At 70.6% G+C, this 22,737-nt stretch carries 19 protein-coding genes; 7 read left to right on the forward strand and 12 right to left on the reverse strand.

Going from position 1 to position 22,737, the window contains the following annotated elements; genetic code table 11:
• Nucleotides 1-150: 150 nt before the first annotated feature.
• On the reverse strand, nucleotides 151-1,170 hold the full coding sequence (locus AB0M08_RS10745) for a LacI family DNA-binding transcriptional regulator (RefSeq protein WP_364491394.1): 1,020 nt from the start codon (nucleotides 1,168-1,170) through the stop codon (nucleotides 151-153).
• Between the two features lie 136 nt (nucleotides 1,171-1,306).
• On the opposite strand from AB0M08_RS10745, the gene AB0M08_RS10750 reads away from it, so the two are divergent.
• Genes AB0M08_RS10750 through AB0M08_RS10770 form a run of 5 tightly spaced genes read left to right on the forward strand, consistent with a single transcriptional unit; the run spans nucleotide 1,307 to nucleotide 8,479 of the window.
• On the forward strand, nucleotides 1,307-3,307 hold the full coding sequence (locus AB0M08_RS10750) for a beta-galactosidase (RefSeq protein ID WP_364491396.1): 2,001 nt from the start codon (nucleotides 1,307-1,309) through the stop codon (nucleotides 3,305-3,307).
• On the forward strand, nucleotides 3,304-4,173 hold the full coding sequence (locus AB0M08_RS10755; protein ID WP_364491398.1) for a sugar ABC transporter permease: 870 nt from the start codon (nucleotides 3,304-3,306) through the stop codon (nucleotides 4,171-4,173). Before AB0M08_RS10750 ends, AB0M08_RS10755 begins: the two co-directional genes overlap by 4 nt.
• Complete coding sequence (locus AB0M08_RS10760; protein ID WP_364491400.1) at nucleotides 4,170-5,009, forward strand: carbohydrate ABC transporter permease; 840 nt, start codon at nucleotides 4,170-4,172, stop codon at nucleotides 5,007-5,009. Before AB0M08_RS10755 ends, AB0M08_RS10760 begins: the two co-directional genes overlap by 4 nt.
• A gap of 48 nt (nucleotides 5,010-5,057) precedes the next feature.
• Entirely contained in the window at nucleotides 5,058-6,398 is a 1,341-nt protein-coding gene (locus AB0M08_RS10765; RefSeq protein WP_364491402.1) for an extracellular solute-binding protein, read from the forward strand.
• Nucleotides 6,395-8,479 (forward strand): alpha-galactosidase, encoded by a 2,085-nt coding sequence (locus AB0M08_RS10770; RefSeq protein WP_364491404.1) that lies wholly within the window; start codon nucleotides 6,395-6,397, stop codon nucleotides 8,477-8,479. Before AB0M08_RS10765 ends, AB0M08_RS10770 begins: the two co-directional genes overlap by 4 nt.
• Nucleotides 8,480-8,536: 57 nt before the next feature.
• Here AB0M08_RS10770 and AB0M08_RS10775 read toward each other — a convergent pair whose 3' ends face one another.
• From AB0M08_RS10775 to AB0M08_RS10790, 4 genes are all read right to left on the reverse strand, one after another.
• Nucleotides 8,537-9,055 (reverse strand): hypothetical protein, encoded by a 519-nt coding sequence (locus AB0M08_RS10775; RefSeq protein ID WP_364491406.1) that lies wholly within the window; start codon nucleotides 9,053-9,055, stop codon nucleotides 8,537-8,539.
• Between the two features lie 152 nt (nucleotides 9,056-9,207).
• Nucleotides 9,208-9,954, reverse strand: coding sequence for a ferredoxin reductase (locus AB0M08_RS10780; protein WP_364491408.1), 747 nt, complete (start codon nucleotides 9,952-9,954; stop codon nucleotides 9,208-9,210).
• On the reverse strand, nucleotides 9,924-10,523 hold the full coding sequence (locus tag AB0M08_RS10785; protein ID WP_364491410.1) for a sulfite oxidase-like oxidoreductase: 600 nt from the start codon (nucleotides 10,521-10,523) through the stop codon (nucleotides 9,924-9,926). The genes AB0M08_RS10780 and AB0M08_RS10785 overlap by 31 nt, the downstream gene beginning before the upstream one ends.
• Before the next feature lie 46 nt (nucleotides 10,524-10,569).
• Nucleotides 10,570-12,312, reverse strand: coding sequence for a S8 family peptidase (locus AB0M08_RS10790; protein WP_364491412.1), 1,743 nt, complete (start codon nucleotides 12,310-12,312; stop codon nucleotides 10,570-10,572).
• Nucleotides 12,313-12,557: 245 nt separating this feature from the next.
• Between AB0M08_RS10790 and AB0M08_RS10795 the strand changes: the two genes are divergently transcribed.
• Entirely contained in the window at nucleotides 12,558-13,703 is a 1,146-nt protein-coding gene (locus tag AB0M08_RS10795) for a DUF5925 domain-containing protein (RefSeq protein ID WP_364491414.1), read from the forward strand.
• Here AB0M08_RS10795 and AB0M08_RS10800 read toward each other — a convergent pair whose 3' ends face one another.
• From AB0M08_RS10800 to AB0M08_RS10830, 7 genes are all read right to left on the reverse strand, one after another.
• Nucleotides 13,704-15,077, reverse strand: coding sequence for a multicopper oxidase family protein (locus AB0M08_RS10800; RefSeq protein ID WP_364491416.1), 1,374 nt, complete (start codon nucleotides 15,075-15,077; stop codon nucleotides 13,704-13,706).
• Nucleotides 15,077-15,505: a hypothetical protein gene (locus AB0M08_RS10805; protein ID WP_364491418.1), complete on the reverse strand. Its 429-nt coding sequence runs from the start codon at nucleotides 15,503-15,505 to the stop codon at nucleotides 15,077-15,079. The genes AB0M08_RS10800 and AB0M08_RS10805 overlap by 1 nt, the downstream gene beginning before the upstream one ends.
• 56 nt (nucleotides 15,506-15,561) lie before the next feature.
• Entirely contained in the window at nucleotides 15,562-16,791 is a 1,230-nt protein-coding gene (locus tag AB0M08_RS10810) for an adenylosuccinate synthetase (protein WP_364491420.1), read from the reverse strand.
• Complete coding sequence (locus AB0M08_RS10815; RefSeq protein WP_364491422.1) at nucleotides 16,791-17,657, reverse strand: hypothetical protein; 867 nt, start codon at nucleotides 17,655-17,657, stop codon at nucleotides 16,791-16,793. The genes AB0M08_RS10810 and AB0M08_RS10815 overlap by 1 nt, the downstream gene beginning before the upstream one ends.
• A gap of 13 nt (nucleotides 17,658-17,670) precedes the next feature.
• The gene (locus tag AB0M08_RS10820) at nucleotides 17,671-18,633 is read right to left on the reverse strand and encodes a molecular chaperone DnaJ (protein ID WP_364491424.1); all 963 of its coding nucleotides are present in this window, start codon (nucleotides 18,631-18,633) and stop codon (nucleotides 17,671-17,673) included.
• Nucleotides 18,630-19,382, reverse strand: a complete 753-nt coding sequence (locus AB0M08_RS10825; RefSeq protein ID WP_364491426.1) for an NUDIX domain-containing protein — start codon at nucleotides 19,380-19,382, stop codon at nucleotides 18,630-18,632. The genes AB0M08_RS10820 and AB0M08_RS10825 overlap by 4 nt, the downstream gene beginning before the upstream one ends.
• A 143-nt stretch (nucleotides 19,383-19,525) precedes the next feature.
• Nucleotides 19,526-19,816: a DUF1540 domain-containing protein gene (locus AB0M08_RS10830; protein WP_364491428.1), complete on the reverse strand. Its 291-nt coding sequence runs from the start codon at nucleotides 19,814-19,816 to the stop codon at nucleotides 19,526-19,528.
• 475 nt (nucleotides 19,817-20,291) lie between these two features.
• On the opposite strand from AB0M08_RS10830, the gene AB0M08_RS10835 reads away from it, so the two are divergent.
• Nucleotides 20,292-22,721, forward strand: coding sequence for an IPT/TIG domain-containing protein (locus AB0M08_RS10835; protein ID WP_364491430.1), 2,430 nt, complete (start codon nucleotides 20,292-20,294; stop codon nucleotides 22,719-22,721).
• The last annotated feature ends 16 nt before the right edge of the window (nucleotides 22,722-22,737 follow it).

A 22,737-nucleotide genomic window follows, 5' to 3' on the forward strand; every position in this document is an offset into this window, starting at 1 on the left:
GGCGAGCGTGATGTGGCGAGCGTGATGTGGCGAGCGTGATGTGGCGAGCGTGATGTGGCGAGCGTGATGTGGCGAGCGTGATGTGGCGAGCGTGATGTGGCGAGCGTGATGCGGTGAGCGTGATGTGGCGGCCGTGATGCGGCGGGGCGCCTACGCGGAGTCGCGCCAGACGATCGGGGTCGGGAGCAACTGTCCCGCCGGGGTCAGGTGTTCGCCGCCGATCTGGCGCAGGACCAGCTGGGCCGCCACCGAGCCGATCTCCTTGGCCGGCTGGTGCACCGTCGACAGCTGGGGCTGGCAGCGGACCGCCCACGTGCTGTCGTCGAATCCGACCAGACCGATGTCGCCGGGCACGCTGCGCCCCGCCTCACGCAGCGCCTCCAGTGCGCCCGCGGCGATCGCGTCCGACGCCGCGAACACCCCGTCGATCGACGGATCGCGTTCCAGGAGCAGGCGCATCCCCTTGACACCGGAGCCGTAGTCGTAGAGCGGCACCTCGGCGACGAGCTCGGACGAGTACGCCGCGCCGAGCGCGTCGCGGAAACCGCTGAGTCGGTCGATGCCCGAGTCGCGGTCCAGGGCGGCGGCGATCATCCCGATCCGGCGGCGGCCGGTGGCGACCAGGCGTTCGGTGATGGCGCGCGCCGATCCCTGGTTGTCTATTCCGACGAACGGTATGTTCCGGTCCAGGTCCGGCGGATGACCGACGAAGACGGCGGGCAGGCCGAGGGTGCTGATCACCTGGATGATCGGGTCGTGGGTGCGGGCCGACACGATGATGGCGCCGTCGACGAAACCGCCGCTCAGGTAGCGGCCCACCCGCTCGGTGTCGCGGGCCGACTCGACCACCAGGCTGACCATCTGGTGGTCGGCGAGGGAGAGGGCCGCGTTGGCGCCGAGCATGATCGACCCGATGTTGGGGTCGTCGAGGAAGAGCGAGTGCGGTTCGAGGGCGACGAAGCCGACCGCCTGTGACCTGCGCATCTTCAGTGTGCGGGCGGCCGTGTTGGGTACGTAGCCCACCTCGGTGATGGCCGCCTCGATGGCCGCGCGGGCCTCGGCGGAGACGTAGCCACCGTTGAGCACCCGGCTGACGGTGCCCCGGGACACGCCGGCGGCGGCCGCGATGTCGTGCACAGTCGCGCGTTTCTGGGGTTTCGGCCGGGTCATTGGATCACGATAGCTCTGATGACGCTATTGACCTTGCGCCAGCCCAGACCTACTGTGTGCACGTTCACACATCCGTAACCGCTGTTTAGGCATACGGAAATGTGTGCACGTGCACAGACCCGTGACCAGGAGTTTTATGAAGACCAACCGCATGCCGACGCCGGGCCTGAGCCTGGGGTGCGACTACAACCCCGAGCAGTGGTCGCCCGACGTCTGGCGCGAGGACGCGGCGCTCATGCGTGAGGCCGGCGTCGACCTGGTGGCCGTGAACATCTTCGGCTGGTCGAACCTGGAGCCGGCCCCGGGGCAGTATCACTTCGACGATCTCGACGAGGTCGTTGAATTGATGCATGCCAATGGTATCCGTGTCAACCTCGGCACCGGTACCTCGTCGCCGCCGCCGTGGCTGACCACGCTGCACCCCGAGGTGCTGCCCGCCGCCGCCGACGGCACACTGCGCTACCCGGGCGGCCGCCAGGCCTGGTGCCCGAGTTCCGCGGTCTTCCGGGACCGCGCGTACGCGCTGGTCCGGCAGGTCGCCGAGCGCTACGGTGACCACCCCGCGGTCGCGCTCTGGCACGTCTCCAACGAGCTGGGCTGCCACAACGCGCTCTGCTACTGCGAGGAGAGCGCCGAGGCGTTCCGCTCGTGGCTGCGCCGCCGGTACGGCAAGATCGAGACGCTGAACGAGGCGTGGGGCACGTCCTTCTGGAGCCAGCGCTACGGCGACTGGGCCGAGGTGAACCCGCCCCGGCTGGCGCTGTCGCTGCGCAACCCGGCGCAGATCGTCGACTTCCACCGGTTCAGCTCCGACGAGCTGCTGGACTACTACCGCGGCGAGGCCGAGATCCTGCGGGGGCACTCGACCGTCCCGGTGACCACGAACTTCATGGTCACCGCGCACATCCGGAACCTGGACTACTGGTCCTGGGCGCCGGAGATGGACCTGATCGCGAACGACCACTACCTCGACCACCGCCTCGGCGACCCGGTCGCGGAGCTCTCCTTCGCCGCCGACCTGACCCGCGGCCTGGCCCAGGGGCGGCCCTGGATGCTGATGGAGCAGGCGGCCGGCGCGGTCAACTGGCAGCCGCACAACGTGACCAAGGCGCCCGGCGAGCTGATCCGGAACACGCTGACCCACGTGGCCCGCGGCGCCGACTCGATCTGCTTCTTCCAGTGGCGGGCGTCGGCCCAGGGTGCCGAGAAGTTCCACTCCGCGCTGCTGCCGCACGCCGGTACCGACACGGTGGCCTGGCGCGAGGTGCTGAAGCTCTCCGCGACCCTGGACCGGATCGAGGAGGTCGCCGGTACGACCGTCGAGTCCGACGTCGCGCTGCTCTTCAGCTGGGAGTCCTGGTGGTCGGCGGAGGGTGAGGCCCGGCCGTCCCAGGCGGTGGAGTACCTCGACCAGGTGCACGCGGCCCACCGGGCGCTGCGCGAGCTCGGCGTGACCGTCGACGTGGTGTCGCCCGAGGCCGACCTCAGCGGATACAGGCTGGTCGTCGTCCCCTGCCTCTACATGGTGGGTGACCTGGCCGCGGTCCGGATCGCCGACTACGTGCAGGGCGGCGGGCACCTGCTGGTCACCTTCTTCAGCGGGATCGTCGACGAGCGGGACCGGATCCGGCTCGGCGGCTACCCGGGGGCGTTCCGGGACGTGCTGGGGGTGACGGCCGAGGAGTTCGTGCCGCTGAAGCCCGGCGATCTCCTGAACATGACCAACGGCGGCACCGGGTCGCTCTGGAGCGAACGGCTGCGGACCACCACCGCGTCGCCGGTGGTGAGCTACGTCGACGGCCCGCTGCCGGGTACCGCGGCGCTGACCCGCAACGAGTTCGGTGGGGGTGTGGCCTGGTATCTAGCTACCTCGCCGGATCCGCGCAGCATGCGGGAGATCATGCGTAATGTCACTGTAAATGCAGACATTTCGCGAACAGGGCCCGAGTCCAACGGCTCGGTCGAGGCGGTCCGGCGCTCGGGGGAGAACGGTAGCTACCTCTTCGTGATCAATCACGGAACGGAAGCCGTCGAGTATCCCGTCACCGGATTCGACCTGGTCACCGGCGAGCCCGTCGAGAGTCTGCTCCGCGTCGAGGGCGGGGGCGTCAGCGTGGTGCGGGAGGAACGAGCATGAGCAGCAAACGCCCCGCGAGGGCCATCCTTTTCTTCGTCCTGCCCTTCGGGCTCCTCTTCACCGCGTTCTACCTGGCGCCGATCGGGTACGCGATCAAGCAGTCGCTCTACAAGGTGCAGCGCACCGGCACCTTCGGCCCGGCCACCGAGGTCTTCGGCGGTCTCGAGCAGTACCAGCGCGTCTTCCAGAACGGCCCGTTCTGGGAGTCGATCGGCCGGGTGCTGCTCTTCGGGGTGGTCCAGGTGCCGGTGATGCTCGGCCTGGCCCTGCTGCTGGCCCTGCTGCTCGACTCCGGGCTGGTCAAGGGGCGCAGCTTCTTCCGGCTGGCGTTCTTCGTGCCGTACGCGATCCCGGGTGTCATCGCCGCGATCATGTGGGGCTTCCTCTACTCGCCGAACCTCTCCCCGTTCACCGCGGTCACCAGCAAGTGGGACCTGCTCTCCGCGGACCTGGTGCTCTGGGCCATGGCGAACGTGGTGACCTGGGTCTACGTCGGCTACAACATGCTGATCATCTACTCCTCGCTGCTCTCCATCCCGCAGGAGGTCTACGAGGCGGCGCGGATGGACGGCGCCGGGCCGTGGCGTACCGCCTGGTCCATCAAGATCCCGCTGGTGATGCCGGCGATCGTGCTGACCACGGTCTTCTCGATCATCGGAACCCTGCAGCTGCTCGCCGAACCGCAGGTCTTCCGGACCTTCAGCTCGGCGGTCTCCAGCACGTACACGCCGAACCTGACGGTGTACTCGACCTCGTCGATCCCGAACTTCAACCTGGCCGCCGCGTTCTCCGTGGTCCTGGCGCTGGCGACGTGCGTTCTCTCCTTCGCGTTCCTCAAGGTCACCCAGAAGGGAGACGACAAGTGAAGGACGCGCGTCTTTCCAAGACCGTCGCCATGGGCATCATGGGCATCTGCACGCTGTACTTCCTGGTGCCGATCTGGTGGCTCTTCGTCGGGGCGACCAAGGATCGCGGCGACTTCTCCAACACCGCGGGCCTCTGGTTCGCCGACTTCCACCTCGGCGACAACCTGCACGACCTGTTCACGTACCGCGACGGGGTCTTCCTGCGCTGGATGCTGAACAGCGTCCTGTACACCGGCGGCGCCGCCCTGCTCGGCACGCTGCTCGCCGCGATGTGCGGGTACGCGCTGGCCAAGTACTCGTTCCCCGGCCGGGAGACGATCTTCAACATCGTGCTCGGCGGCGTCCTGGTGCCGGCCACCGCGCTGGCCCTGCCGCTCTTCCTGATCTTCTCGCAGCTGAACGCGACCAACACCTTCTGGTCGGTGTTCCTGCCCAGCCTGGTCAACCCGTTCGGGGTGTACCTGGCCCGGATCTACGCCACCGCGAGTGTTCCGGACGAGTTGCTGGAGGCTGCCCGCCTGGACGGCTCCGGTGAGGTGCGGACCTTCTTCACCGTTTCCAGCAAGCTGATGTTCCCCGCTTTCATCACCATTTTCCTCTTCCATTTCGTGGCCGTCTGGAATAACTTCCTGTTGCCGCTGATCATGCTCGGCAACGAGCGGCTCTTCCCGGTGACGCTCGGCCTCTACACCTGGAACAGCCAGGTCAACCAGCTTCCCGAGCTGCGCATGCTGGTCATCACCGGCGCGCTCATCTCGATCATCCCCTTGGTGATCGCCTTCCTGCTGCTCCAGCGCTTCTGGCGCAACGGCCTCGGCGCGGGCGCGATCAAGTAAACCGAAATACTCCGCTCCAAATAATTGATGAGAGAAAGAAGACCGAAGATGCGATTCGCTATGCGTTCGCTCAGCATCGCGCTGACTTCGACGCTCGCCTTGACCGCGGCGGCGTGCTCCTCCGGCAGCGACGACGACTCGAGCAGCACGGCCGGCGCCAGCAGCTGCCAGCCCGCCTCCTCCGGCACCGTCAACCTGACCTACACCTCCTGGATCCCCGGCATCGAGGACGTCGTCAAGGTCTGGAACGCCGCGCACCCGGACATCCAGGTCACGGTGCAGACCGGCCCGAACGGCAACAGCGGCACGTACCAGAACTTCTTCAACCAGCTGAAGGCCGGCAACGCCCCCGACCTCGGCCAGATCGAGTACGACGCGCTGCCCAGCTTCCGCGTCCAGGACGGCCTGGAGAACATCGCGAGCTGCGCGCCGGTCACCGAGGCCAAGGACAAGTTCATCGACTGGACCTGGAACCAGGTCAGCTTCGGTGAGTCCGACGCCGCCTACGCCGTCCCGCAGGACACCGGCCCGATGGCGCTCTTCTACCGCAAGGACCTCTTCGAGAAGGCCGGCATCGCGGTGCCGACCACCTGGGACGAGTACGCGGCGGCGGCCGTCAAGGTGAAGGCCGCGGGCGGTTACATCACCAACTTCTCGCAGAGCGACATCAACCAGTTCGCCGGCTTCGTCTGGCAGGCCGGTGGCAACTGGTTCAGCAACGACGGCAGCAAGTGGACCGTCAACCTGCAGGACGAGGCCTCCACCAAGGTCGCGGACTACTGGCAGGGCCTGATCGACAAGAAGCTCGTCTCCACCGTGCCGGCGTGGACCACCGAGTGGGACAACGCGTACAACAAGGGTGACGCGTGGACCTGGGTCTCCGCGGTCTGGGGCGCCAACTCGATCTCCTCCGGCGCGCCGGACACCTCCGGTGACTGGGGCGTCGTCGAGATGCCGCAGTGGACCTCCGGCGGCACCACGGCCGGTAACTGGGGCGGTTCCTCCACCGCCGTCTTCAAGGGCTCGAAGCACCCGTACGAGGCCGCCGAGTTCGCCACCTGGCTGAACACCTCGGACGAGGCGCTCACCATGCTGGCCGAGAAGGCCAACCTGTACCCGGCCACCAAGACCGGCGGCTCGCTCGACGTCTTCTCCAAGGGTGTCGACTTCTACGGCGGCGACAAGATCTACGATGTCTTCGCGAAGGCCGCCACGCAGGTCTCGCCCGACTTCACCTGGGGCCCGACGATGACCTCGACGTACTCCTCCGCCTCGGACGGCTTCAAGTCCGCCGTCTCCGGCAAGGGCACGCTGCTCGACGCGCTCAAGTCGGCGCAGAGCTCGACCATCGAGAACCTCAAGTCGCAGAGCATCCCGGTCGCCGAGTGACCGTGTTCCACCTCCGCGCCGCGGGCACCAGCTTCGTGCTGGACGCCCGCGGCGCGTCCGCCGTTCTGCACTGGGGCGCCGACCTGGGTGATCTGGGCTCCCGGTCCGCGTCGTTCGCGGCGAGCCGCACCCCGGCGGTGGGCCCGAACTCCATCGACGTGCCGCTGCGGACCGGGCTGCTGCCCACCCTGGCCGACGGCTGGAGCGGCCGTCCCGCCCTGTCCGGTCACCGCGACGGCGTGCCCGTCGGTGAGCTGCGCCTTCTCGACGCGCAACAGCACGATCAAAACCGGCTTACGGTACGCACGGAGCCGAGTGACGGCGGGCTGCTCGTCACCACGCACATCGAGCTGAGCCCCGAGGGCGTCCTCCGGCTCCGGCACGAGGTGGAGAACCGCGGTCCCGGCGACTTCCAGCTCGCCGCGCTCGACGTCCTGCTGCCGATCCCGGACGAGGCCGCCGAACTGCTCGACTTCACCGGCCTCTGGCTGCACGAGCGCACACCGCAGCGGACCCCGCTCCGGCACGGCGTGTGGAGCCGGGAGAGCCGGATCGGCCGCCCCGGGCACGACGACGCGTTCCTGCTGATGGCCGGCGAGCCCGGCTTCGGGTTCCGGCGCGGCCGGGTCTGGGCGGTGCACCTGGCCTGGAGCGGCGACAAGCGGCTCTGGGCGGAGCGCTCGGCGCTCGGCCACGGCCAGGTCGGCGCGGGCGAGCTCCTGGAGGCCGGCGAGATCCGGCTGGCACCGGGGGAGAGGTACGCCACCCCGTGGACGGTCGCGGTCTTCTCGGACTCCGGTATCGACGGGCTCTCCGACCGGTTGCACCCGTGGATCCGCGCGACGTTCCGCACGACCGGCGACCGTCCCCGCCCGGTGGTGCTGAACACCTGGGAGGCGGTCTACTTCGATCAGAGCCTGGAGCGCCTCTCCGCCCTGGTCGACGCGGCCGCCGAGGTCGGCGCCGAGCGTTTCGTGCTGGACGACGGCTGGTTCAAGGGCCGCCGCGACGACCGCCGTGCGCTGGGCGACTGGTACGTCGACCGGGAGATCTGGCCGGACGGCCTGCACCCGCTGATCGCCCGGGTGCACGGCGCCGGTATGGAGTTCGGCCTCTGGGTCGAGCCCGAGATGATCAGCCCGGACTCGGACCTGGCCCGCGCCCACCCGGAGTGGATCCTCGGCCCGGCGGACGCGGTGACCTGGCGCTGGCAGCGGATCCTCGACCTGGGCAACCCGGATGCGTACGCCTACGTGCTCGCCCGTCTGACCGCCCTGCTCGACGAGTACCCGATCGCGTTCCTCAAGTGGGACCACAACCGGGGCCTGCTGGTGCCGGGCGCGTCGCACCGGCAGACCACCGCGCTCTACCGCCTGCTGGCCGCGCTCCGCGCCGCCCACCCGGACGTGGAGATCGAGGCCTGCGCCGCCGGCGGTGGCCGGATCGACCTGGGGATCATCGAGTACGCCGACCGATTCTGGACATCGGACACCAACGATCCGCTGGACCGGCAGAACATCCAGCGCTGGACCGGGGTGCTGATCCCGCCGGAGTACCTCGGCGGCCACCTCGGTGCCGGGCGGGCGCACTTCACCGGCCGTACGTCGGCGCTCGGCTTCCGCCTGGCCACCGCGCTCTTCGGTCACGCGGGCATCGAGTGGGACGTCTCGCGTGCCTCGGCCGAGGACCGCGCGACGATCGCCTCCTGGACGGCCGAGTACAAGCGCCTGCGCCCGCTGCTGCACACCGGGCGGGTGGTCCGCGCCGACACCGCGGACCCGGCCCACCTGCTGCACGGCGTGGTGGCCCAGGACCGCTCGGCGGCGGTGTTCGCCCTGGTCGCACTCGCGCACCCGGCCGCCGCGCTGCCACCGCCGATCCGCTTCCCGGGCCTGGACCCGGACCGGCTCTACACGGTCCGCCCGATCGGTCACCCGCCCCGGGTGGTCGAGGACGCGCCGCCCGCGTGGCTGGCGGAGGGCTCGATCACGCTGCCGGGCCGGGTGCTCGCCGAGGCGGGCCTGCCGGCTCCGCTGCTGATGCCGGAGCAGGCCGCGCTCTTCTCGATCGACGCGGAGTAGCCCGCGTTTCGGCATCCGGCCGCAGCCCCGGTCGGACGCCGAAACACGGGCTGGGTCCTACGCGTAGGTGTACCGGCCGTAGTAGGTGTTCTTACTGCAGATCTCGTACACCTTCGCGTAGTTCCAGGTCTGGCCGTCGGCGTCGCTCACGGTGATGTCCAGGTGGCACTCGTTGGCGAACGGCCCCGGGTGGACCACCACGTAGCTGTCGTCCTGGACGGTGAGGTCCCCGCCGTCCCGGGCGCCGATCGCCCACACCCGGTAGGCGGCCTGGGCGGCCCGGAAGGTGGCGACGCAGGGCTCCGGCGTCAGCCCGGTGGCCAGTCCCGCGATGTCCAGGATCCGGTCCTTCAGGGTGATCGCCCGCATCGCCCGGAGCACGCCGTAGCTGAGGAAGCCCAGGTTGCCGAGGCACCAGGCGACGGCCTTCCGGTTGATCATGAGGATCTCGATCGCGGCCTCGGTCCACTCCTGCGCGGTGTAGGAGACGGCCGAGGACCCGAAGTCGCCCGAGCGGGGTGGCGAGGCGGCCGCCGGATCGGCCGTCGAGAGCATCAGGACCAGCGTCGTGATCATGGAGACGATGACACGCGGCGAACGGTGTGCGAGCACGGTTCCTCCCGGGAAGAGAGCGTCGGTGCGCCGACGTTCACCCCGCCGGTCACGCGGCGTCAATGGTGACCAGCGGGTAGTCGTTCCCGGGGGCGGACCGGTGCCTACTTTCGGGGTCAACCGAAGCGTTCGGTCCGGATCTTCTTCGAGTCGTGACCGAGAGCGATCAGGATGTCGGCGGCCGTCTCGACGAACGCGTTCGGGCCGCAGACGAAGACGTCCGGCTGGAAGCCGGGCGGCCAGCCGTACGTGTTCAGCGTCGCCACGTCGATCCGCTTCGGCGGCGCGGGCCAGCCCTGCGGCGTCTCCCGCGTGTAGACGAGGCGGACGTCCAGCCCCGGGTCGGTCCGGTGGTGCCCGGCCAGCTCCTCGGCGTAGATCACGTCGGCCGGGGTGCGGACCGAGTAGATCAGGCGGAACGGCTGGCGGCCGTTCACCCGGCGGCGCTCCCGGATCATCGCCATCAGCGGGACGACCCCGGAGCCGCCGGCGATCAGCAGCACCGGCGCCGGCTGCGTCTCCCGCCAGACGAACCAGCCGCCGATCGGCCCGCGCACCTCGATCAGGTCACCCTCCCGGACCTCGTCGGTCAGGTACGGCGACACCTCCCCGTCCTCGAGTCGCTGGACCGTGACGTCGACCGTGTCGTCGTCACCCGCCCACGCCGAGGCGATCGAGTAGCTGCGCTGGGCGGAGTAGCCGTCCTCGGCGGTCAGCCGGACGTCGAGATGCTGGCCGGGCAGGTGGCCGTCCCACCCGGGGACCCGCAGCCGGAGCGTCCGTGCGGTCGAGGTCTCCCGCACCACCCCGTCGACGGTGGCGGCCCGCCAGGTCAATCTCCGTGATACCGCTGCTCGCGCCATGGGTCTCCGTACATGTGGTAGCCGGCGGCCTCCCAGAAGCCCGGCTCGTCCTCGTGCATCATCTGCAGGCCGTCGACCCACTTGGCCGACTTCCAGAAGTACAGGTGCGGGATGAGCAGCCGGGCCGGGCCGCCGTGCTCCGGGTGCAGCGGCTCGCCGTCGTACTCGTACGCGATCCAGGCCTGCCCGTCGAGGAGGTCCTCGAGCGGGACGTTGGTGGTGTAACCGCCGTAGCTGTGCGCCATCACGTAGTCCGCGGCGGTCTCCACCTCCTCGAAGAGCGTGTCCAGCGAGACGCCCTTCCAGCCGGTGCCGAGCTTGGACCACTTGGTGACGCAGTGGATGTCCTTGGTGATCTCCTCGGCCGGCAGGGCGGTGAACTCCGCCCAGTCCCAGGTGTGCTTCTCGCCGATCTCGGTGACGATGCGCAAGTGCCACCGGTCCGTCGGGATCCGCGGCGTCGGGCCGGCGGAGAGCACGGGGAAGTCGTGCGCGAGGTATTGACCGGGCGGCAGTTCGGGCGCCGGCTCACGCCGGCGCCCGCCGAATCCCCGGGAGATGATGCCCATGGGAGTCGAGTAAACCGCACGATCGTTACCGATGCGGGTCGGTGCCTCAGGCCTTGACCGTTGCGCTCGTCACCCCCTGGATCCGGGCGGTGGAGGCCAGCACCACGCGGTAGCTGCCGCCGCTCACCAGGCCGGTCAGCTTCTTGCTGCTCACGGCCTTGAAGGTGGACACGGTACGCCACGTGCCGCCGGTCCGGCGCTGCACCGTGGCGGTCTGCCCGGTGGCGCCGGTCACCGTCACGGTCAGCGTCCGCTTGGCGGTCCGGGCCAGCTTCACCCCGGCCTTGACGGTGTACGACACGGTCGCCGAGGCCGCGGTGCTCGTGCTGGTCGCGGCCACGGTGAGCCGGGCGCGGAACGAGGCGGTCGCGGTCCGGGCCAGGGTGTACGTGCCGGTCGTGCCGGCCGTGCCGGAGGTGCAGGACCAGCTGCCGCCGGCGACCGAGACGCAGACCGAGACCGGCTCGCCCGCCCACCGCGACCCGTTCCCGGCCACCGTGAAGGTGGTCCTGGTCCTGGTGCCGTAGCCGACCTGCTTCGTGGTGACGCTCGGGGTGACCGTGGGCCGCACCGCCGGCGCGACGGTGGCGAGCGCGGCGGCCGCGTCGATCCGGCCGTACCCGTAGTCGTCGTCCCGCCCGGCGGTGCCGAGGTCGACGGCGGAGCTCTCCAGCGCGGTCTCCACCTCGTCCGGGGTGAGGTCCGGGTCGTACGCCTTGAGCAGCGCGGCCACCGCGGCGACGTGCGGTGTCGCCATCGACGTCCCGTTCATGGTCACGTAGGAGCCCTTGCCCAGCGCGGGCGGGTAGGTGCTGATGATCCCGCTGCCGGGCGCCGCGACGTCGACGTAGTCGCCCTGGTTGGAGTAGCTCGCCACGGTGTCGGACCAGTCGGTGGCGGCGACCGCGATGACCCCGGGGGAGGCGCCCGGGTACTCGGTCGGGCTGCCCTCGGCCCGCTCGTTGCCGGCGGCCGCCACGACCACCACACCCTTGCTCCGGGCGTACGTGATGGCGTTGTCGAGGGTGGTGTCCTGCTCGGTGCCGCCGATCGACATGTTGATCACGTCGGCGCCGTGGTCGGCAGCCCAGATCACCCCGGCGGCGGTCGCCGAGGTGTCCCCGCCGCCCGTCGCGTCCAGCACCCGGACCGGCAGGATCTCGACGCCCGGGGCGATCGCCGAGACACCGGTCCCGTTACCGGTGAGCGCGGCGATGGTGCCCGCCACGTGGGTGCCGTGCCCGTTCGGGTCGGTGTTCCCGCCCGCCACGTCGTCGATCTCGTCGTACCCGGTGAGCACCTGACCCTCGAGGTCCGGGTGGGTCGCGTCCACCCCGGTGTCGATGACCGCGACGGTGACGTCCGCGCCGGTCGACACCTTCCACGCGTCGGCCACGTGCAGCGTGCTGAAGTCCCACTGCTGTGACCGGTACGGATCAGTGCCGGAGGGCACGCCCAGCGCCCGGACCCGGGTGTCGATCGCGACGCCGACGACGTTCTCGGCCCGACGGCCCTCGGCGATCAGCCGGAGCGCGGACGCCCGGTCGGTGGCCTCGCGGACGCTGATCACCGGACGGCGGTCGCGGTCCAGTGTGGTGGTGACCACCCGGGCCGGCTTCGCGGCGGAGACGGTCGCCGGCACCATCTGCTCGGCGCTCGCCGTCAGGCCGTACGAGACCGGCGTCCACGCCACGGTGGTTCCGGCCGGGACCACCAGGGCGCCCAGCCCGGCGATGGCGGCCACCGCCAGCGGTCCCGCGAAGTACCGGCGCCGTCCAGGCAACCTCATCCGACCCACTCCCGTCCGGTCCGCCCGTGCCACCGCGACCCGGGATACGTCAGAGTCGGGTGCGGTGAGAGCGGTCCGGGGACACGCCGGTTGCGATCGGGGTGCGGGTGACGGGACTGGCGGCGAGATCGATCCGTCGTAAGCTGGGTGACATGCCGCATGGACCGGACCGCCTGGCCGGGGCCACCGGTGGTGCGGGAGATAAAGCGGATGCCCGACGGGCGGCCGACCGGGATCATGGTGGGATGCGAACCCCCCACCAGTCCGTGGACCGGGCCAACGGGCACCAGCCGGAGCCGGCGGGGATCCCGTCGCCCCGCGCCACCCTGCCGCTCACCGGTGCCGTCGACGACGGCGATCGCCTGGTGGACCTGGTCGACCTGCTCGCGCTGGACGGCTTCACCACCGGCCGGGAGCCCTTCGGCCGCACCACCTGGCTGGAGAACCTGCGCGCCGACGCCGCGCTGACCACCCCGGAGGCCGAGGTGATCCGGGACGCCGTCGAGGACGACGGGCACGGCCGGCTCAGCATCGGCGACGGCTGGACCCTGCACGTGATGCGCTGGAAGCAGAGCCGCCGCGCCCGGGTCACCGTCACCGCGGTCACCGCCGAGCTGGCCGAGGCGGTGCTGGCCACCGCCACCGCCGGCGCCGTCGAGGAGCCGGCCCCGGCCGACGACAGCGTGCCGGTCGGCTTCTGGCACTACGGCCCGCACGGCCCGCGCCGCACCCAGCGCGAGATCGACGCCGCGCCCTGGGACAAGATCCGCGCCAACTACGCCCGTCCGGTCGCCGAGACCCTGGAACGCCTGATGGCGATCGACGCGGCCACCGTCACCGGACGGCTCCTGCTGCTGCACGGCGAGCCCGGCACCGGCAAGACCACCGCGCTGCGCGCCCTCGCCCAGCAGTGGCGGGCCTGGTGCCAGGTCGACTGCGTGCTCGACCCGGAGCGCCTCTTCGGCGACCCGGCCTACCTGATGAACGTGGCGCTCGGCTCCGGCGACGACGACGAGCCGAAGTGGCGGCTGCTGATGCTGGAGGACTGCGACGAGCTGATCAGCGGGGACGCCAAGGCGAGCGCCGGCCAGTCGCTCTCCCGGCTGCTCAACCTCACCGACGGCCTGCTCGGCCAGGGGCGGAACGCGCTCATCGCGATCACCACGAACGAGGACCTCTCGGCGCTGCACCCGGCGGTGATCCGGCCCGGCCGCTGCCTGGCCAGCATCGAGGTGGGCCGTCTGCCGTACCAGGAGGCGGTCTCCTGGCTGGGCGGGCCGACCGGCATCGGCCCGGACGGCGCGACCCTGGCCGAGCTCTACGCGCTGAAGACCGGTGCGAAGCCGGTCACCGTCCCGCGGCAGGCACCGCCGACCGGCATGTATCTCTGATCATTCCGGGACGTTGCCGGCGGCGCCGCCGACCTGGAAGGAGCTCGCCACCCCGGCGTACGCCAGGTGGGCGACCAGACCCTCCGGGACGTGCTCCAGGTTGTGGCAGTGGTCGGCCCAGATGCCCGGGTTGTCGGCGACGAACGCGATCTCGTAGGTCGCCCCGTCCGCGACGTCGAGCGAGTCGATCCACCACGGGCTGCCGGTCGCGGCCACGCCGTCGCGGCTGAGCACCACCGCGTGGTGGCCGTGCAGGTGCATCGGGTGCACCTCGCCGCTGTCGTTCGTGATCGTCATCCGGACGACGTCGCCGGTGACGACCATGAACATCGGGACGTCCGGGAAGAGGTGGCCGTCGACGGTCCACCACATGCCGGGCCGGCCGTCCAGGAAGCCGATCCGGCGACCGATCGTGTACGCGAAGCGCCGGTTCGCCGCGGCGGGGTCGAAGCCGAGTCCGCTCGGGGAGCCGTACGCGAGGAAATCGACGTTGATCTTCGGGGCCGGGATGGGGGAACCGGTCCCGATGGCGGCCCCTCCGCCGACGTCCACCCGCCCGGCCGTCTCCAGCTGGAGATCGGCCCGTCCGCCGGCGGTCACCAGAACCGCCTCGCCGGTGATCGCCGCCGGCTCGTGCACGTCGTGGCCGTCGATCGCGAGGACGCGGAACGGGGTGCCGCTGACCCAGACCCGGATCGGGCCGGCATCGGTGTTGATCACACGGATCCGCCGGCCGGTGAGCGCCGAGACGCCCGGGACGCCGTTGACCGTCCGCCGCCCGTCGTAGGTGTGCACCGCGACGACCTGATCATTCGCGGACGAGCCCGGCGGCGTGACCACCAGGGCGCCGAACAGGCCACGCCGGACCTGCTCGTGCGAGACCTGGTGCGAGTGGTACCAGTACGTCCCGGCGTCGGTGACCACGAACCGGTAGACGTGCCGCCCTCCCCGGGCCACCGCGTCCTGGGTGATCCCGGCGACGCCGTCCTCCGCGTTCGGGACGTCCACACCGTGCCAGTGCAGGGTCACCCCGTCCGGGATCGACTCGTTGACCAGCGTCACCTCGACCAGCTGCCCCTGCACCGCCCGGATCACCGGGCCGGGCGAGGTGCCGTTCAGCGTGTAGCGGGACCCGTCGGCGCGGGCCACCAGGGTGACCGCGACGTCCGGTTCGCCGCTCGGCCCGGTCAGGTCGGCCACCCGCGGGCCACCGTGCTCGTGGGTCACGGCCGGACCGCCGCCGTAGTCCGGGTAGCCCATCGCGGCCATGTCGTAGGTGGCGGGCACCAGGCTGGCGTACCAGAACCAGACGAGCGGGACCAGCACCGCGAGGGCCGCCACCACGGCGACGGCGGCCCGGATCGGGGTACGCATCAGGAGACGGCGACCGGGCCGGCCGGCGCGGCGGCGTCACCGGCCCGGCGCATGGCGACCGAGGCGACCCCGGCCACCGCGAACGCGTTGAGCCCGTGCAGCAGCCCGGTCACCGGCGCGCTGTAACTGACGAACGCGAGGACGATCTGCAGGACGACCACGCCGAGCGTGATCAGCGCCCAGGTGACCCCACCGGGTACCCGGGCGAAGAACGAGACGAGCAGGAGCAGGAGCGCGAGCAGCGGTACGACACCCATACCGATGACCGAGTGCGCGGCGTGCCCCCAGTTCGCACCGGAGTTCTTGTCGAAGACGGCACCGGAATCGGTGTCCTTGAGAACCAGGAACCAGGCCGCCGCGAGAACCGCTGCCTGCACGGCCACGCTCAGCGCGATGAGTCCGGAAAGTGCTCGATACAGAGCCCGCATGGGGCCACCCCCCTAGGTGGATATCGACCACTTCAGCTTCGTGCCGCCCGTCACCCTCAGCAATACGCCGGGAGTCGTATCCGTGCCGGTCGGCGTACTCCCCGGGGGACGAAGCGCTTCTCCGAGGAGCGCGGGCCGTACGACTGCAGGGTGACCGGGGCGCCGAGGAGGGCGCCGATCTCGGTGGGCCAGTCGGACGGGCGGTGGGTCAGCGCGGGGCGGGCCCGGGACAGCCGGGCGGTCAGGCTCTCCTGGTGGGCGAGGTCCCGGGGCGGGCCGGGGCGGATCCGGGTCCAGAGGGTGCCGTCCACCTCGTACGCCGTGCAGATCCGCAGGCCCGGGCACCTCGGTGGGGCGTCCAGGTGGGTGACGGCGAGCTCGTCCACGCCGCCGGCCACCTCGACGGCGTACCGGTGGGCGACAGCGTCGAAGTGGCCGACCCGGAACGGGCCCTGCCACTCGCCGGTGCCGTTGTGCCGCTCGGGCAGGTCCAGCGTGGCGTCCTCGGTGACGAGCGGGCCGGGCCCGTGCCGGGTGGTGTACGCCCGTACCACCCCGATCCGCCGGAACGACGGGCAGAGCGCGGCCACGTTGTCGTACGTGGTGGTCGACCACGTGGTGTGCGGGTGCCAGCCGCGCCACTCGTCGAGCAGCACGCCCTGCGCGCCCTCGAAGACGCACATGCCCTCGGCGAGCAGTCGCCGGGTCCAGTTGTCGCCGACGATCCGGACCGCCCGCCCGAACGCGGTGAACGCCGCCACCACGTCGTCGAGGGGTGTGTCGGCGAAGCCGTAGAAGTCCTGCACCTCGGCGAGCCGGCGGCGGAGCCGGGTGGGGGAGAGGACGTCGGCGACCCGCGGGGCGCTCTCGCACCGCAGCGCGTAGGCGGCCGTCTCGCCCACCCCCATCCCGCAGGACCCGTGCCGGTCGGACCGCTCCCGGCGCCGGTTGGCGGCCCGGTGCCAGGGCGTGGTCAGCAGCGCGCCGCCGTCGATCGTCAGCAGCTCGTACGGGTTGCCCAGCGCCGCAGCCTCGGCCGCCAGCGCGAGGGGGTCGACCATCATGAACCGGGTCAGGTGGGTCGGCACCCCGCGCAGCGTCCCCGCGCCGAACTGCGCGAACGTGTGGTGCCGGCCGTCGCTGGTGAGCACGTTGTGGGCGGCCTGCGCTCCCCCGTTGAAACGCAGGACCGCCCGGACCGGCCGGGTGGCACAGAGCGCGTCCACCACGGAGCCCTTGCCCGCGTCGCCGTACCCGAGATCGACGACCGCGACATGCTCGGTCATCAGAGCCGCCGGTTGCCGCTGAGCGCCCGCTGGGCGGGGAACGGGTCGGCGTCCACGTCGATCGCGTCCTCGCCGAGCCCCACGGCCAGGGCGATCGTGTCGCAGACCGCCTCCAGGTCGTCCAGCTCCAGGACGTTCTGACCGAGCAGCTGGCGCCACCGGGTCAGCACCTCCCGGTCGCCACCCCAGCCGGCCGCGGTCGGGAGGATGAAGTAGACCTCGTACCTGCGCTTCAGCTCCGCCAGGATCGTCTCGACCGGGATCGCCTCGGTGATCTCGTCGCCGATCACCGCGCGGACCTCGGCGGGCTTGACCCGCGCGTACGGCAGCTCGTCACCGATGATGAACAGGTAGCCCTTGCGCTGCCGGTTCACCGCCGAGTCGAGCACCGTGTGCCGGGCCATGAAGTACATCGCGAGCTCGTACGACTCCCGCTTCTGCCCGCCGCCCCCGCCCTCCAGCACGAACCTCGCCAGGTCCTCGTCCATCCGGTTGTCCGACTCGAACTGGCCGATCTGCAGCGGCGCCCGGTCGCAGGTGGCGTCGCCGATCGCGCCGAACAGGATCTGCGGGTCGATCGCGTAGCCCTTGCGGGTGAGCAGGCCCAGCAGCTGCGGCAGCTGGGACTGCAGCACCCGGGGCACGGTGTTCATCGAGCCGGTGACGTCGAAGAGGACCGCGATCGGCGTACTGAACGGGTGCTCGTCGCTGTCCCGCGACTCCCGCATGAACACGCCCTTCGGGTCGAGGTCCGGGTGCACCCGGCGGGCTCCGGCGTCGCTGTACGCGAAGGCGCTCTGCCCGGTCGCCGCGCGGTAGCTCTCCGCGGCGGTGTAGACGTCGGTGGACCAGCGTCCGCTTCCCATGGTGTGTGCCTCCTCAGTTCCGGTACCGCTGGGGGATCAACTCGTCGAGCTCGGCCAGCAACCGCCAGGCGTCCTGGGGCCGCATCCGCCGGGCCGGGTAGGCGCAGCCGTCCGCGAACCGGCGCAGCGGCGCCGGCAGGTTCGCGCCGAACAGGCGGAGCATCAGGTTCGTCGCCAGGTAGATGTCGGTGGCCGGGGTCGCCACCCGCTCCTCCAGCACCTCCGGCGGGTACTCCGCCTCGCGCGCCGCGATGATCGCCTTCGGTCGCCGGCCGGAGTAGCACCAGTCGACCAGGACCAGGCCGCGGTGCCCGGGGTGGATCAGCACGTGCTCCTCGAAGACCGCGCCGTGCACCACGCCGGCCGCGTGCGCCCAGCCCAGCCCGGTCAGCAACCGCCGCCACACGCCGACCGCGGTGACCGGGTCGCGCGGCGTGCCCTCCTCCGCCAGGCTGCGGAAGCCGCGCTGGCGGGCGAGCACGTTCACCGCGTGCCGCCGCTCGTCCTGGAAGGACTCGACCAGCCGCGGCGCGTAGGCCCGGTAGCGTGGGTCGCCGTGCGAGCGGAGCCGGCGCAGCGCGTTCGCCTCGGCCGCCATCAGGTCGTTGTCGCCCGCGTCGCGGGCCACCTTGAGCAGCACGTCGCCGGACTCGTACAGGTCGGCCAGGTCGCCGCGGGCGACGAGCGGCCCGCGCCGGTAGCGACGGACCCGTCGCGCGCGGTCCGGTGTGCTCACCGCCGGTTCGGCGCCGCGCCGCTGGTAGAGCTCGGCCAGGCGGGCCATGGCCTGGGTGGCGCTGTCTCTCTGCGCGTCGGTCACCGTGTCGGGGTGGACCAGTTTCGCCCACGTACGGTACGCGCTACCGGCGCGCCCCGGCGTGCCCTCGATGGTCAGCTCGGCGAAGCTGCTCGCGGCGGCGATCCGGGCGGCCGCCTCCTCGAAGGTGACTCCGGTGGACGCGGACGACTGTCTCATCTGACGGTGTCCTCCCTGGTCGGCCGCAGCAGCGCGGGGTGCAGCGAGACCGCGTCACCGGCGCGGTAGAGCTTGGCCCGCGGCCCGCCGCGCTCGCCGCCGCGCGCCGCGGTGGCGCCCGTGCTCTCCACGAAACCGGGCACCGAGAGCACCTTGCGGTGGAAGTTGCCGGCGTGCAGGTCCTCGTTCCAGACCGCGGCGTACACCTGGCGCAGCTCGCCGACGGTGAACTCGGCGCCGACGAACGCGGTGGCCAGCGGGGTGTACTCCAGCTTGGCGCGAGCCCGCTCCAGACCCTCGGCGAGGATGAGATCGTGGTCGAAGGCCAGGTCCTTCGCCTCGTCGACGGCCACCCAGTACGCCCGTGCGGCGTCCGAGCCGGCGACCGGCTCCGGCAGGTGCGGTGCGAAGGCCAGGTAGGCGACCGAGACGATGCGCATCCGCGGGTCCCGGCCCGGGTCGCCGTACGTCTTGAGCTGTTCCAGGTGGACGCGTTCGAGGGGTCCCTCGTCGCCGGGTGTCAGTCCGGTCTCCTCGGCGAGCTCGCGCAGGGCCGCGGTCTCCAGCGACTCCTCTTTGACGAACCCGCCGGGCAGCGCGCGGTGCCCGGCGAAGGGCGGCGCGCCCCGTTCGACCAGCAGCACGCAGAGCCGGTTGTCCCGGATGGTCAGAGCGACCACGTCGACCGTCACCGCGACGGCGGGGTAGTCCCGCGGGTCGTAACCGGCCAGGAAGTTCGCCTCGTCCATCCGTACACCTCCGTTGTTCTCAAACTGAGTAAGACTCGATGTGAGAACAACCTAGCGCCGGGGTCGGCCCGATGTCAACGCGGCCGGGCACGGAAAAGCCCGCCGCCTCACCGGGAGGCGACGGGCTTTATGGTCGGAATCGGTCAGGCGTTCTGGTACGTGAGGCAGTCGGCGCGATCGGCCGAAGCGCCCACGGTAATGGCCGGCGCCTGACATTCCAGGTTCTTGTTGTACGTGCAGTCGGCACGCTTGCAGGCGCCCACCTGAGCGGTCGCCACCCCCATGCCGCCGCTCAGTCCGGACCCGACGAACGTGTCACACTCCGCGTTCACGTCCCCGATCGTGATCGCGAAAGCGGTGCATCCGTCGTGGTTGTAGCCACAGTCCGTGACCGTGCAGGTCTGGACCCGGGGCATGTTCATCATCTGGGTCATGGCGCTCTCCTCTGGCATCCCGGTTTCTCGGCCGATTCGAATGTAACCATTGTTGCGGCCGTATACACAATTCCGGCCCGGTTGTTCTCAGAAATCAGGAATGTTTAGGGAAGCCTTGCCTCCATCTATTTAGGTAAGGCAAGCCTCAGTGAAAAGAATGTGTTTGCCGCGCCATTATCGGGGTACGCCCGCTGTTTCGCCCCGGTTCGCGCTGCGGGGGTCCCTCAAGCTCGGGCACACCTGGCTTTTCACTCAAGTTGTTCACTCTAGGCAATTAGCCGCATACTCGGCGTTACGCTCCCTTGCGAGACGGCCCGGCAGGCGAAGTCCGCTTGGGCCCCTACCTATCCCGAGACGTGGCCCTCTGGGGCCCGTAGGAGGACCTCGCATGCGTAAGTCCCAGTCAAGATTCCGGCGGAGGTTGTTCCACGCCGGAGCTGCGTCGGTGGTCGCGGCCGCCGCAGCGGCAGTGGGCGTGGCCACGCCCGCCTTCGCGGCAGTCACCGTATCGCCCACCGGCTCCCTGACACCCGGTGCGCCGATCACCATCACCGACTCGACCGCGCCCTACACGGTCGGCACGGTGCAACTGCTCTTCAGCCAGTCCGCCTGCACGACCTACAGCACCAGCGGCAACATCGCCGTGAGCGGCTCGGCGTCGAGCACCTCCATCGTGTCGGTGACCGTTCCGCCGGCGATCACCGCGGGCTCCTGGTACGCGTGCGTCTACGCCGCTGCCACCGGCTCGTCGCTGACATCGGCCTCCCTGACGATCGTCAACCCGGTGACGCCGCTCGCGGGTCCGGCCACCGGCACCATGACACTGACGACGACCGGGTCGTTCACCGGTGCCACCACCCTGGGCACCTACTTCTCGACGTCGTCATGTGGCTCCACGTACTCGACGACCAACGTGGCCGCCGCGGCGACGACCCGTAAGGACGCCGACACGGCGACCCTGACGATCCCCAGCACGATCACGCTGAACAGCAACGCGTCGCGGTTGTACTACGTCTGCACGTACGGTGGCACGACCGCGGGGACCAGTGCTCTGATCACCAACGGTACGTACACCCTCGCGCCGCTGGTCACGCTGGGCACCACCAGTGGTGTCTCCGGTGGTGGCAACACCATCAACATCACCGTCCCGACGACCAGCCCGGTGATCACGAGCGCGACGATGGCCAAGGCCGGGTTCGCCCCGTCGGCGACCGGTTGCCCGACGGCCTGGGCGAGCCTCGACGCGACGCGGCAGACGACCGTGACCAGGACGACGGCCACCACGGCCAACACGACCGGCACGGTGACGATTCCGACCGGCGTCGGTGGACCGAACGGTTCCACCTTCCAGTTCTGCCTCTACGACACCGCGGGTACCACGCTGGTGGCCGCCAGCGCCGCGAGCGCGTACAGCGTGACGCTCTCCACGGCCACGCTGAACATGACCAGCGGTGCCGGTGCCAACTCCGGCACGGTCCTGACGATCACGTCGGCGAACTCAAGCGCCTTCACGACCGCCACCAGCCCGGCCGCGACCTTCGTCCCGCAGACCACCACGGCGCTGACCTGCCCGGCCGTCTACACGACCACGGGCGCGACGGCGGCGGGTGACACGCGCAAGCTGACCAGCACCAAGGCCTCGGTCTCGCTGCCGGCCGCTACCGTCACCAAGGCGAACGGCCCGGCCTACACGGTCTGCGTCTACAGCTCCAGCAGCACCACGGACGGGAAGCTGCTGGCCGCCGCGACCTACACCGTCGTCGACGTGCCGGACCTCACCGGGGTCTCGCCGGTCTCCGGCCCGCCCGGTGGCGGCAACGTCGTCGTCCTGACCGGCACCAGCCTGCCGGAGAGCATGACCGGAACCTCGATCACCATCGGTGGTGTCGCGGTGCCGACGGCGAGCATCACGCTCACCAGCACGAGCAGTATCTCGGTGAAGGTGCCGGCACACGCCATGGGCTCGGCGAACATCGTGCTCACCAGTACGAACGGCAGTGACACGCTGGTCGGCGCGTACACCTACGTCAACAGCCTGACGGTCACGCCGAACACCGCGCCGAACACCGGCACGGTAACGCTGGACATCTTCGGCACCAACTTCTCCACCGACTACACCTTCACCAGCCCGACGGCGCTCACCAAGTCGCACGTCTACCTGGTCAAGGGTGACTGGAACGGCGGCGGTGCCTCGACCAGTCTCCGGAACAACGTCAACGCCGCCGCCGACTGCGCCAGCGTGCTGGTCGTCGACGACACCGAACTCATCTGCACGCTGGATCTCACCCGGGCTCTGAACGCCGACGGCACCCAGGCCGCCTACAGCGACGCCGCCCGCACCAACGTCGCCGCTGTCGGCGCCGCGTCGAGCACGGTCCTCGTCGCGACCAGCACCACCGCGTTCACGTCGGCGGACATCGGCAAGGCCGTGTCCGACTACAACAGCACGGACGAGGACATCCCGACCGGGGCGACCATCATCGCCGTCACGGGTAACACGGCGGTCCTCTCCGACGCCGTCACCGCCGACGGCGTCACCGCGGTCGACATCGGCGTCATCCGTGACGCCGTCACGGCGGCCGGCGTCACCGGTGCCATGACACTGACCGCGGCGACCGGCACGTTCACGTCGGCGGATGTCGGGCGCGTCGTGACCGACGACAACACGACGGACAACGACATCCCGTCCGGCACCTACATCACGGGTGTCAACAGCACGGGTACCACGGCGACGCTGTCGCAGGCCGTCCTCACCGACGGCGTGGCCGCGGTCGACATCACGTCGAGCAACGCGGTACCGCCGGGTGCCTACAACGTCGTGCTCGTCAGCAACGCGGTGCCCACCGGCACCGGCACGAGCAGTGTCGTGTCGAGCGGCTCCACCTTCACGGTGTCGGCCTTCTGACCCGGCCTCGCCACTG

The organism is Actinoplanes sp. NPDC051851, assembly GCF_040681165.1.
Taxonomy (GTDB): Bacteria; Actinomycetota; Actinomycetes; order Mycobacteriales; family Micromonosporaceae; genus Actinoplanes.